10 protein-coding genes and 1 pseudogene are annotated in these 12,793 nt (G+C 48.7%); 9 read left to right on the forward strand and 2 right to left on the reverse strand.

Annotation, left to right across the window (positions count from 1 at the left end):
- The 3 genes from ABUA47_RS13670 to ABUA47_RS13680 form a co-directional block, all read left to right on the forward strand.
- The coding region (locus ABUA47_RS13670; RefSeq protein ID WP_349831678.1) for a protein-disulfide reductase DsbD family protein at positions 1 to 1,451 on the forward strand (1,451 nt) is incomplete at its 5' end.
- Between the two features lie 62 nt (positions 1,452 to 1,513).
- On the forward strand, positions 1,514 to 2,173 hold the full coding sequence (locus ABUA47_RS13675) for a CatA-like O-acetyltransferase (RefSeq protein ID WP_008665389.1): 660 nt from the start codon (positions 1,514 to 1,516) through the stop codon (positions 2,171 to 2,173).
- Positions 2,174 to 2,399: 226 nt separating this feature from the next.
- Entirely contained in the window at positions 2,400 to 3,062 is a 663-nt protein-coding gene (locus ABUA47_RS13680) for a DUF2490 domain-containing protein (RefSeq protein ID WP_008665391.1), read from the forward strand.
- A 26-nt stretch (positions 3,063 to 3,088) separates the two neighbouring features.
- On the opposite strand, the gene ABUA47_RS13685 is transcribed toward ABUA47_RS13680, so the two are convergent.
- Entirely contained in the window at positions 3,089 to 4,192 is a 1,104-nt protein-coding gene (locus ABUA47_RS13685) for a DUF4421 domain-containing protein (protein WP_373124040.1), read from the reverse strand.
- Positions 4,193 to 4,352: 160 nt separating this feature from the next.
- Between ABUA47_RS13685 and ABUA47_RS13690 the strand changes: the two genes are divergently transcribed.
- The 6 genes from ABUA47_RS13690 to ABUA47_RS13715 all read left to right on the forward strand — a co-directional run bounded on the left by ABUA47_RS13690 (position 4,353) and on the right by ABUA47_RS13715 (position 12,405).
- Positions 4,353 to 4,844 (forward strand): PaaI family thioesterase, encoded by a 492-nt coding sequence (locus ABUA47_RS13690; RefSeq protein WP_005832726.1) that lies wholly within the window; start codon positions 4,353 to 4,355, stop codon positions 4,842 to 4,844.
- A gap of 362 nt (positions 4,845 to 5,206) precedes the next feature.
- Entirely contained in the window at positions 5,207 to 6,058 is an 852-nt protein-coding gene (gene hisG / locus ABUA47_RS13695) for an ATP phosphoribosyltransferase (protein ID WP_005832724.1), read from the forward strand.
- A gap of 201 nt (positions 6,059 to 6,259) precedes the next feature.
- Positions 6,260 to 7,558, forward strand: coding sequence for a histidinol dehydrogenase (hisD, locus tag ABUA47_RS13700; RefSeq protein WP_035448971.1), 1,299 nt, complete (start codon positions 6,260 to 6,262; stop codon positions 7,556 to 7,558).
- 66 nt (positions 7,559 to 7,624) lie between these two features.
- Complete coding sequence (hisC, locus tag ABUA47_RS13705) at positions 7,625 to 8,665, forward strand: histidinol-phosphate transaminase (RefSeq protein ID WP_035448969.1); 1,041 nt, start codon at positions 7,625 to 7,627, stop codon at positions 8,663 to 8,665.
- A gap of 144 nt (positions 8,666 to 8,809) precedes the next feature.
- Complete coding sequence (gene hisB / locus ABUA47_RS13710) at positions 8,810 to 9,958, forward strand: bifunctional histidinol-phosphatase/imidazoleglycerol-phosphate dehydratase HisB (RefSeq protein ID WP_347774088.1); 1,149 nt, start codon at positions 8,810 to 8,812, stop codon at positions 9,956 to 9,958.
- Positions 9,959 to 10,134: 176 nt separating this feature from the next.
- Positions 10,135 to 12,405, forward strand: coding sequence for a cation:proton antiporter (locus ABUA47_RS13715; RefSeq protein WP_035448965.1), 2,271 nt, complete (start codon positions 10,135 to 10,137; stop codon positions 12,403 to 12,405).
- A 21-nt stretch (positions 12,406 to 12,426) separates the two neighbouring features.
- On the opposite strand, the pseudogene ABUA47_RS13720 reads toward ABUA47_RS13715, so the two are convergent.
- Positions 12,427 to 12,793, reverse strand: a pseudogene (locus ABUA47_RS13720) (gfo/Idh/MocA family oxidoreductase); the annotation flags it as partial.

Here is a 12,793-nt window from a genome sequence, read left to right on the forward strand (position 1 = left end):
AGGTGGCGGACAAGGTGGACCTATGGAAGCCGGTCATCAGTGAACTGAATTCTTTGGGCGAAACCACTTCGCAGGAAGACATGTCCTGGATTTATATTTTCATTACGGGATTTGCCGGTGGACTGCTGGCGCTCTTCACCCCCTGTGTATGGCCCATCATCCCGATGACGGTCAGCTTCTTCCTGAAACGCAGCAAGGACAAGAAGAAGGGCATCCGCGATGCGTGGACGTATGGCGCTTCCATCGTGGTGATTTATGTGACGCTCGGACTGGCAATCACGCTTGTTTTCGGAGCCAGCGCACTGAACGCACTCTCTACGAATGCAGTATTCAATATCCTTTTCTGCCTGATGCTGGTGGTGTTTGCGGCTTCCTTCTTCGGAGCGTTCGAGATAACGTTGCCCTCCAAGTGGAGTACGGCTGTAGACAGCAAGGCCGAGGCGACAAGCGGTTTGCTCAGCATCTTCCTGATGGCATTTACCTTGTCGCTGGTATCTTTCTCCTGCACGGGACCCATTATCGGATTCCTGCTGGTGCAGGTTTCCACGACGGGCAGCGTGGTGGCTCCCGCCATCGGCATGCTGGGCTTTGCCATAGCTTTGGCATTGCCTTTCACGCTGTTTGCCCTGTTCCCGTCCTGGTTGAAGTCCATGCCCAAATCCGGCGGATGGATGAATATCATCAAGGTGACGCTTGGCTTCCTGGAGCTGGCTTTTGCCCTGAAGTTCCTTTCGGTAGCCGATTTAGCTTACGGTTGGCGCATCCTCGACCGTGAAACGTTCCTTGCTTTGTGGATTGTACTTTTTGCACTGCTTGGTTTCTACTTGTTGGGCAAAATCAAGTTCCCGCACGATGATGACGATTCAAAGGTTAGTGTACCCCGTTTCTTTATGGCGTTGGCCTCACTGGCATTTGCGGTGTATATGGTTCCCGGTTTGTGGGGAGCGCCGTTGAAGGCGGTCAGTGCCTTTGCGCCGCCCATGCAGACGCAGGATTTCAACCTTTACAATAATGAGGTGCATGCCAGGTTCGACGATTACGACCTCGGTATGGAGTATGCCCGCCAGCATGGCAAGCCCGTGATGCTCGACTTCACCGGCTACGGCTGCGTGAACTGCCGTAAGATGGAGCTTGCCGTATGGACCAACCCGAAGGTGAGCGACATCATCAACAACGACTATGTGCTTATCACGCTTTACGTCGACAACAAGACACCGCTTCCTTCTCCCGTGAAGATTGTGGAGAACGGCACGGAACGCACGCTGCGCACCGTAGGCGACAAATGGAGCTATCTGCAGCGTGTCAAGTTCGGCGCCAATGCGCAGCCCTTCTACGTGCTGATTGACAACGAAGGCAAGCCGCTCAACAAGTCTTACTCCTACGACGAGGATATACCTAAGTATATCGAGTTCCTGCAGACCGGACTGGAGAATTATAAGAAAGAGAAATAAATAGAATTGGAAAAAGGATGCTTGTAAAAAGGTATCCTTTTTTCACTAAATCCCCTTTTTGTATGAAACACATTATAGACATTGATACTTGGGAACGCCGGGATAACTACGGCTTTTTCCGCAATTTTGTAAATTCCTGGTATTCCGTCACCACAGAGATTGACTGCACGGAAGCCAGTGCTGCAGCCCGGGCTGCAAAGCGCTCCTTTTTCCTTTATTATCTGTATGCTGTGGTGCGTTCGGCCAATGAAGTCGATGAACTCCGTTACCGTACCGACAAGGAAGGCCGGGTTGTTTTTCACGACCGGGTGGACATCATTTCTCCGATAGCCGTTCCTGGGAAAACATTCTATACCGTGCGCATTCCCTATTACGAAGACTTTGAACGTTTCTATGCCGAAGCCTACGCCTTGATAACAAACATGCCCGAGGACGGTGACCCTTATGGAGCCGAAAAGATTCTTGCCGAGCAAGGCGATTACGATGTGGTCCATCTGAGTGCGGTTCCCAAAATGTATTTCACCTCGATAACCTATACACTTGCCGAAGCAGGCAACGGTTGCAGTTATCCGTTGATGACTGCCGGCAAGGCCGTATCTCGTGAAGGCCGTCTGGTATTTCCTCTTTCCATTTATGTGAACCATGCTTTTGTCGACGGTTCTCATTTGACCTCCTTCTTCGGAAAGGTGGAGGAGTATTTGAAAGAGATTTCACATAAATGAATCACCCCAAATAAATAATCTATGAAACGCTTATAAGGGTGTTTTTTCATGCTACAAATATATATATGATGCCATACATATATGGCAACTTTGAATTGTTTTTTGTATCTCGGTTTCTGTTTTTTAAGTATCATTGAAAAATCGGAAATGTGCAGACAAGATTTGTAGTATTACAGAATTGTTACAGAATTTATCCTTACCTTTGACACTTTAACAGAATAAGCGTATGGTAAGTAATATATCTTCATGCACGAAAGTACTTGTTTTGCCGATAGTTCTATGGGTTGTTTCGTCTTTTTCCCTGCGGGCGCAGGAGAAGGATTTTGCCACTTGGGCGAATGCCGGTTTCGAATATAAGTTGAAGCCGGCATTTACTGTTTCCGGTGGGCTGGAGTGGCGTACAAAGGATGATTTGGGAAAGACAGACCGGTGGGGGCTGAAGGTGGGGGGAAGCTATAAGCTGTTGCCTTTCCTGAAGCTTGGAGCTGGGTATGAGACGCATTACCGCAATCGGGGGGCAGATGGCTGGAAGTTCCGGCACCGCTACCGTTTGGAAGGCACTCTGTCTGCCCGTGTGCAAAGGGTGAAACTGTCCTTGCGTGAGCGCTTTCAGTATACGTTCGATGGGCATAGAGATGAGTTCCGCTTGCGCTCGCGTGCGAAGTTTGCCTATGACATTCCGAAGTGCAAGCTGGAACCGTATGCTTCGGCCGAGATGTATAATGGTTTGAATAAGACAGAGCACTTCGGAGTAAAGCGGATGCGCTATCGTGGGGGTATTACGTTGCCCTTGTCCGAGCGCTGGGAGGTGGACATCTTCTATTGCAGGCAATGGGAGAAGGATAAGCGGAAGGATATAGTAGGGGTGGAGTGTGTTTATAGCTTTTGAGGGGAGATGAGGGCTGAAAGCCTTTTTTACTTTTTGTTCTTCCGGTACTCCTTTTTCAGATAAAAGTTGAATCCGGCATATATTTGGAGGGTACCGAACCCGTTGTTTAGGGAGAAACTGTTTTTGTAGTAGTCGTATGTCCGTCCTACGAATGAGGTACCCACGAAGTGTTTGCTGTTGTTGTATACCACACCTGCACGCAGAATGAAGTCGATATTGAAATTCTTGTACCAGTCGTCCGCTTCCCGCTCTTCTGTCTTCTCTATGCGTGATGTCTTGTAGGCGACAGCCGGATTGAACGACAGGCATGCGAGGCAGTTGCGGGCAAACACCCAATTGTAGGCATAGCCGGCGTTGAGGCTGATGTTCGTGTATTTGATATGTTTCACCTTCATACCCGGGTTCATGGTTTCCTGAATGATTTCGGGCAGCTTGGTATAGTCGAAGTTCAGATTGTGGGTGGATACGGAGAATCCGGCAATGAAAGAACCTGCATTGCAGCGCTGGTTGGTGGACTGGCTGAAGGCGGCTGGATAGGAGAAACGTCGATTGTTGAAAATGTAATACAGATTTAATCCCTTCATCTTTACTTTCAATCCGTTGAAGTCTTCGGAATAATTGGAGGGAATCTCGTCGGAAAAGCCGGATACCTTGTGTATCTTATAGTCGTTTCCGGTGCTGCGATAGAAAATGTCGACTCCCAGTTTGGAACTGTAAAGACTGAGATCAAACTCCGTACCGCGCTTTTTCTTGCTTTTCTTTCCGTAGAGCCAGTCCGTATCGACAGCCCATCCCAGGAATATCCAACGCCATCCGAAGTAAGCGCCTATCTTGTTGTGAGGGTTGGGCGAGAAACGGAGCCGCTGGTCGTCATTGCCCACGGAGTAATACTCGTAATTGGTGAAATGGTCGAGCATCAGGGCGTAATTGTATCGGTTGGGACTGATATAGGTAGTGTCGAAGTCGCTGAAGTTGAGGAATTTCTTCAATGCTTTTCCGAAGGTGTTTTTATATACGATGCTGTCGCATGCGACAGAACCGTTCTCCTTGTTTTGCGCAAACAATGAGAATGTAAATAATATCCATAAGCAGAAAAAGGCCCCTCTTTGCATCTTGTTGTTCTCTCTCATTTATACAAAGCTAAATAAAATAACCGGTTTTTGAACAGTATCCCGCTAATTTTTCTCTGAAAAAGGCATCAATAATTTGTAGTTCCCAATCGGAATGACTAATATTGAACGTCTTATTGAGAGACTTTATGAATCAAAACCAGATAAAGAAGAATACGATATGAAGAAGATTATCAATCCGTGGAAAGATATGGAGGGCTACAACTGTTTCGGTTGCTCTCCCGACAATGAAGCCGGTGTGAGAATGGAGTTTTATGAGGACGGTGACGAGGTGGTGAGCATCTGGAAGCCGCGTCCGGAGTATCAAGGGTGGCTGAATACGTTGCATGGAGGCATCCAGTCCGTATTGCTGGATGAAATCTGCGGCTGGGTCGTGTTCCGCAAGCTGCAGACCGGCGGGGTGACATCGAAAATGGAAACCCGCTTCCGCAAATCCATATCGACCAACGACACGCATGTGGTGCTGCGGGCTTCGCTTCGCGAGCAGAAGCGGAATATTGCTATCATAGAAGCACGCCTGTATAATAGCATGGGCGAACTTTGCACAGAAGCCACTTGCACCTACTTTACCTTTCCGAAGGAGAAGGCGGAAGCGGAAATGCATTTCCATAGCTGCGAAGTAGAGCAGGAGGAAATATTGCCGTTGATTTAATTGTTTCACCACAGATTACACAGATTTGCATAGATTGGAATAAAAATAATCTGTGCAAATCTGTGTAATCTGTGGTGAACTAAGATGAATTTGAAAGAAAAAATAAACTTTTTGTGATAAATCTTTTGGAGTTTCAAACTTTTAGTTTACTTTTGTCGCATTAAAATCCAAAAAATATGAAGAATATCGTTGCACATCATCACCATCATCATCCTAACGAATAACTCGGTGGGCGTATGAGTGTATATGTACAACAGATGACATAACAGACGAGGCTTGCCGAATATTGGTAAGCCTCGTTTTGTTTTCTGTCATCTCATTCAAAATAGTAAATAGTAAATCGTAAAATAGTAAATAACCTTATGTTAAGAATTGCAGTACAAGCTAAGGGTCGTCTGTATGACGAGACCATGTCGTTTTTGGGAGAATCGGATATAAAGTTGAGTGCCATGAAGCGCTCGTTGTTGGTGCAGTCGTCAAACTTTCCTCTTGAAGTGTTGTTTCTGAGGGATGACGACATTCCGCAGTCTGTGGCTACCGGAGTGGCTGATATAGGAATTGTGGGTGAGAATGAATTTGTTGAGAAGAATGAGGATGCAGAGATAATCAAGCGTCTGGGATTCAGCAAATGCCGTCTGTCTCTTGCCATGCCGAAGGATATTGAGTATCCGGGGGTGAAGTGGTTTCACGGAAAGAAGATTGCGACATCTTATCCGGGTATCCTTTCCGGCTTTTTGAAAGAGAATGGGGTGAATGCGGAGATACACGTCATTACGGGGTCGGTAGAAGTGGCGCCGGGCATCGGTCTGGCAGATGCCATTTTCGATATTGTAAGTTCCGGTTCTACGCTGGTGAGCAACCGCCTGAAGGAAGTGGAGGTTGTGATGAAGTCCGAAGCCCTGCTGATTGGTAACAGGAACCTGAGCGAGGAAAAGCAAGAGATATTGAGGGAGCTGTTGTTCCGTATGGATGCCGTGAAGACAGCCGAAGATAAGAAGTATGTGCTGATGAATGCCCCGAAAGAGAAACTGGATGAGATTGTCTCTGTACTTCCGGGCATGAAGAGCCCCACGGTGATGCCTTTGGCACAAGAAGGCTGGTGCTCAGTACATACCGTACTCGACGAGAAGTGTTTCTGGGAGATTATCGGAAAGCTGAAAGCGCTGGGGGCAGAAGGCATTCTGGTGCTGCCGATTGAGAAAATGATAATTTAAAGCCTCGAGGATGTGTCAAAAGTATATAAACGCTTTCTTTATGTTACGACATTAGGTGCGAATTACGCGAAATAGCGCGGATTCGGTAAAATAAATCCGTGAAATCCGCGTAATCAGCGCCTAAAAGAAAGTCTTCAGAGAGTTTTGATACACCTCCAATAATATCATGGTTTATGCATAAATCTTTAAAAACATGTCATTATGATATTGATTAGTAATCCCGATAAATCCCAGTGGCAAGAGATTCTGAAACGTCCGGTGATGAATACGGAGAATCTGTTTGATACGGTGCGGAGTGTTATTGACCGTGTGAAGGAGGAGGGAGACCGTGCTGTGCTGGATTATGAAGAAAAATTTGATAAAGTGGTGTTGGCCTCGCTGGCAGTGTCGGAAGAGGAACAGCAGGAAGCGGAAAACCTGGTGAGTGAAGACTTGAAAGCAGCTATTCGCCTGGCAAAGCAGAACATCGAGACTTTCCACGCCGCACAACGCTTTGAGGGCAAGAAAGTGCAGACTCAGCCGGGGGTGACCTGCTGGCAGAAAGCGGTTGCCATAGAAAAGGTGGGATTGTATATCCCCGGAGGAACGGCTCCGCTGTTTTCTACGGTACTGATGCTGGCCGTTCCCGCCAGGATTGCCGGATGCAAGGAGATTGTTCTCTGCACCCCTCCGGGACGTGACGGAAAGGTACATCCCGCTGTGTTGTTTGCCGCAAAAGTGGCAGGTGTCAACCGGATTTTCAAAGCTGGCGGCATACAAGCCATTGCCGCTATGGCATACGGAACGGAAAGTGTGCCTAAGGTTTACAAGATATTCGGTCCGGGAAATCAGTATGTCACGGCTGCCAAACAGCTTGTGAGCTTGCGTGATGTGGCGATAGATATGCCGGCAGGACCTTCGGAAGTAGAAGTTTTGGCTGACGAAACAGCTAATCCGATTTTTGTCGCCGCCGACTTGTTGAGCCAGGCAGAACACGGAGTGGACAGTCAGGCTATATTAATTACGACCTCTGTCGAATTGCAACAAGCTGTAAAGGTGGAAGTGGAACGCCAACTGGCCTTACTGCCACGTAAAGAGATTGCCGAAAAGTCTCTTGCCAATAGCAAACTGATTGTAGTGGACAGCATGGCAGAAGCCATTGAATTGACCAACGCGTATGCTCCCGAACATCTTATCATAGAAACCGAGGATTATCTTTCCGTGGCAGAACGTATCGTGAATGCCGGTTCCGTATTCCTGGGTTCTCTTACTCCGGAGAGTGCGGGAGATTATGCTTCGGGCACAAACCATACCCTGCCGACAAACGGCTATGCCAAAGCATACAGCGGTGTCAGCCTCGACAGCTTTATCCGCAAGATAACTTTTCAGGAGATAAAGCCGGAAGGATTAAATATCATCGGCCCTGCCATCGAGCTGATGGCTGCCAATGAACAGCTGGATGCGCATAAGAATGCTGTGAGTGTGAGACTGGGGCAGTTGGAAAATGGAAATGGAAATTGAAAGTTGAAAATTGAGAGCTGATGGCTTAAAGTAATTTTAATCGTAAATTGTCAAATCATAAATAACATGGTGAAAACATTACAAGAACTTACCCGTCCGAATATCTGGCGTCTGAAGCCTTATTCTTCAGCACGTGATGAATATAATGGTGCTGCGGCATCCGTTTTTCTCGATGCAAACGAGAATCCTTATAACATGCCGCACAACCGTTATCCCGACCCCATGCAGCGGGAGTTAAAGACAGAATTGTCTAAAATTAAAAAGGTGAGTCCCGATTCCATCTTCTTAGGGAATGGCAGTGACGAAGCTATCGATTTGGTGTTCCGTGCTTTTTGTGAACCCCGTGTGGACAATGTAGTGGCTATCGACCCTACCTACGGCATGTATCAAGTCTGTGCCGACGTTAATGATGTGGAGTACCGCAAGGTGCTGCTCGATGAGGATTTCCAGTTCTCTGCCGACAAGCTTTTGGCTGCTGCGGATGAGCATACCAAACTGATTTTTATCTGCTCTCCCAACAATCCTACCGGCAATGACCTGCTCCGTAGCGAGATTGAAACGCTGATTCACCAGTTTGATGGGTTGGTGATACTGGATGAGGCATACAATGACTTCTCCGAAGCACCTTCCTTCCTCGAAAATTTGAATCGGTATCCGAATCTCATTGTACTGCAAACCTTCTCCAAAGCATGGGGATGTGCTGCCATCCGTCTGGGTATGGCATTTGCCTCACCGGAGATTATCGGCATCCTCAGTAAGATAAAATATCCCTATAACGTGAACCAGTTGACACAGAAGCAGGCAGTGGAAATGCTTCACCGCTATTATGAAATAGAACGTTGGGTGAAGACCTTGAAAGAAGAACGGGAGAATCTGGAAGCCGAGTTCGCCGCACTGCCATGTACGGTGAAGATGTTCCCTTCCCATGCCAATTTCTTCCTGGCCCGTGTGACGGATGCCGTGAAGATTTACAATTATCTGGTAGGCAAGGGTATCATTGTCCGCAACCGTAACTCCGTGTCACTCTGCGGAAATTGCCTGCGAGTGACGGTAGGAACGAGAGGGGAGAATGAAAAATTGATTGAAGCGCTGAAGGAATATATGTAGAAGGAGTTAAAGGGAGTAAAAGGGAGTTAGAGGCCGATACTGCTGTTTTATACAAGTAATGCTTATGCAAGCAGAACTATCGGCCTCTAACTCCTTCTAACTCCCGATAACTCCCTTTATTCCCTCAAAAAAATATCCTTTAAAATGAAGAAACTACTTTTTATAGACCGTGACGGGACTTTAGTCATTGAGCCGCCCATTGATTATCAGCTGGACTCCCTGGAGAGGCTGGAGTTCTATCCGAAAGTGATGCGCAATCTTGGCTTCATCCGCAGCAAGCTGGATTTTGATTTTGTAATGGTAACCAATCAGGATGGGCTCGGCACAACTTCCTTTCCGGAAGAGACCTTTTGGCCGGCACACAACCTGATGATGAAGACATTGGAAGGCGAAGGCATCACCTTCGACGACATCTGCATAGACCGCAGCATGCCCGACGACAATGCACCGACTCGCAAGCCGCGTACCGGAATGCTTACCAAATACCTCGATAACCCGGACTACGATTTGTCCCACAGTTTCGTCATTGGCGACCGGCCTACGGATGTGGAACTGGCAAAGAATCTGGGCTGCCGCGCCATTCTTCTGCAAGATGACACGGCGTCATTGAAACCCGTTTCCGAAGGTGGCGGTGCCGCTTGTGACGGACTTGAAGATTACTGCGCCCTCGCCACCAGGGATTGGGATAAGGTTGCCGAATTCCTCTTTGCCGGTGAGCGTACGGCGGAAGTACGTCGCACTACCAAGGAGACAGATATATACGTATCCTTGAATCTGGATGGTGACGGGCATTGTGACATCGCGACCGGACTGGGCTTCTTCGACCACATGCTGGAGCAGATAGGCAAGCACGGCGGCATGGACCTCACCATCCGTGTGAAAGGTGACCTTGAAGTGGACGAGCATCACACCATCGAGGATACCGCTCTTGCTCTGGGCGACTGCCTTTATCAGGCCTTAGGAAGCAAGCGCGGCATCGAACGCTACGGCTATGCCCTTCCTATGGACGATTGTCTCTGCCAGGTGTGCCTCGACTTCGGCGGTCGCCCGTGGTTGGTATGGGATGCCGGGTTCAAGCGCGAGAAGATAGGCGACATGCCTACGGAAATGTTCCTGCACTTCTTCAAGTCCTTGAGTGATGCCGCCCGGATGAATCTTAATGTAAAAGCCGAAGGGCAGAACGAACATCATAAGATAGAAGGCATCTTCAAGGCGCTGGCACGTGCGCTGAAGATGGCGGTGAAAAGGGATATTTATCACTTTGAACTGCCAAGCTCGAAAGGAGTGTTGTAGAATCGTACAGACAACTGCTGCAAAGTTACTGCATACCTTTTGCAGTGTTGCTGCAAAGCAGTTGCAGTGACGCTGCAAGGCTTTTGCAGAGCCACTGCAGATGTATTGCAGAGCTACTGCAGATGTATTGCAGAGTTTTGCAGTTGTATATCTCTGATTAATAGATAAGTAGTGTTATGTCACATTTAGCCCCTTTGATAGCTGATTTAGCTCTGATATTGATTTGTGCGGGGATTATGACCCTGCTTTTTAAGAAATTGAAGCAACCGCTGGTGTTAGGATATGTAGTTGCAGGATTCCTTGCCAGCCCTCACATGGCCTATACACCGTCGGTGATGGACACGGCTAATATACAGACCTGGGCGGATATAGGCGTTATCTTCCTGCTGTTTGCACTGGGATTGGAATTCAGCTTCAAGAAGATTGTGAAGGTGGGAGGCGTGGCGATTATTGCTGCGTGTACCATCATCTTTTGTATGATATTGTTGGGAGTGGCGGTAGGTACCGGGTTCGGCTGGCAACGGATGGACTGTATCTTCCTGGGCGGTATGATTGCCATGTCGTCCACTACCATTATCTATAAGGCGTTTGATGATTTGGGGATGCGCAAGAAACAGTTCACGGGGCTGGTGCTCAGTGTGCTTATCCTGGAGGATATTCTTGCCATCGTATTGATGGTGATGCTCTCCACGATGGCAGTCAGCCATAACTTCGAGGGTACGGAGATGCTGGGGAGCATTGCCAAACTGCTGTTCTTCCTGATACTTTGGTTCGTCGTAGGGATATACCTCATCCCCGGATTGCTGAAGCGGTGCCGGAAGCTGATGAGCGAGGAAACCTTGCTGATAGTCTCTCTCGGACTCTGTTTCGGTATGGTGGTGATGGCCGCGCACACGGGTTTCTCGGCTGCTTTCGGCGCGTTCATCATGGGCTCCATTCTTGCCGAGACGGTAGAGGCGGAGAGCATAGAGCGCCTGGTGAAGCCGGTCAAGGACTTGTTCGGCGCCATCTTCTTCGTATCGGTCGGCATGATGGTAGACCCGGCCATGATTGTGGAGTATGCGGGACCTATTGTCGTGATTACTCTGGCGGTCATCCTCGGACAATCCCTTTTCGGAACGCTGGGCGTGCTGCTGGCAGGGCAACCGCTGAAGACGGCTATGCAATGCGGTTTCAGTCTGACGCAAATCGGTGAGTTTGCCTTTATTATAGCTTCGCTGGGCGTGTCGCTGCATGTCACCAGCCATTTCTTGTATCCTATTGTGGTGGCGGTGTCTGTCATCACTACCTTCCTTACTCCTTATATGATTCGTTTGGCAGGCCCCGCTTCCAATCTTGTGGATACGCATTTGCCGGAAAAATGGAGAAAGTTCTTGACCCGTTATGCTTCAGGTTCGCAGACGATGAACCATGAAAGTCTGTGGAAGAAACTGATATTTGCACTAGTCAGGATTACGGTTGTATATTCTATCATTTGCGTGGCGGTGATAGCTTTGGCGTTCCGTTTTCTGGTGCCTTTCGTGCACGACAGTCTGCCCGGGGTATGGGGCTCTTTGTTGGCTGCCTTTATCATCATTCTGTGTATAGCTCCGTTTCTGCGTGCTATCATGATTAAAAAGAATCATTCGGAGGAGTTCGTGACTTTATGGAAAGATAACCGTGGAAACCGGGCGCCGTTGGTGGCTACCATTGTACTGCGTCTGCTGCTGGGTGTTTCGTTTGTCATGTTCGTTATAGCCGGTTTGTTCAAGATGTCTGTGGGACTGGTATTTGGAGTGGCGGTGTTGCTGGTGACTTTAATGATACTCTCCCGCCAGTTGAAGAAGCAGTCCATCATGATAGAGAGGACATTCTTCCAGAATCTGCGGTACCGCGACATGCGTGCCGAGTATATGGGAGAGAAGAAACCGGAGTATGCGGGACGTCTGCTGTCGCGCGACCTGCACCTGACGGATTTTGAAATCCCCGGCGAGTCGGCATGGGTGGGCAGGACATTGGCGGAGCTGAATTTCGGAAAGAAATACGGCATCCATGTGGTCTCCATCCTTCGGGGCAAGAAACGGATTAATATTCCCGGAGCGTCTGTCCGCCTTTTCCCGCAGGACAAGATACAAGTGATTGCTACGGACGAGGAACTGAACGTCTTCGGCAAGGAGATGGATAAGGTGTCTGCCATGAATACGGATGTGATAGAGAAGAGTGAGATGATTCTGCGCCAGTTCTGTGTGGACGGGCAGTCTCCTTTCCTGAACAAGACCCTGAAGGAAGCAGGGATACGCGAGAAGTATCACTGCCTGATTGCCGGTGTGGAGCGGGGAGGGGAGACCCTGCATGCTCCCGACCCGCATGAACCTTTTGTAGAAGGCGATGTGGTATGGGTTGTAGGCGAGAGTGCCGATGTGTACAAGCTGGTCGGCCGGAAATGTGAAGGTTTCGACATGGGGTAAGGTCTACCCCATGAACGCTAATCAGAGTTTGTTCAGTATTTTGTCCATTACCCAGTTAGTCAGAGTGGCGCTTTCACCGTCACAGCCGCAGACTGACTTGCCCAGCAGGTGGTCTACCACTGCCTGTATAAGCGGTTGCTGGACGTAGGTGGGATTTTCGACAATGATTTCCTCACGCCCTCTTTCTGTGTGCAGCGCAATGGGGTCATAGGTGAATACGGAGAAACAAATCATGCCTTTGTCTCCAATGATTTCTATACGGTCTTCGCGGGCGGATTCGTGGGCGACAAAGCACCAGGAGCCGCTGCCCACCAGTCCGCTGTCAAACTGGAAACATGCGCTTAGAGTGTCTTCGGCAGGATATAGTCTGCCACGGTTACTCTTGTAG

Origin of the sequence: Bacteroides sp. RTP31139st1_H2_RTP31139_211217 (genome assembly GCF_040227615.1) — a bacterium.
Lineage (GTDB): Bacteria > Bacteroidota > Bacteroidia > Bacteroidales > Bacteroidaceae > Bacteroides > Bacteroides uniformis.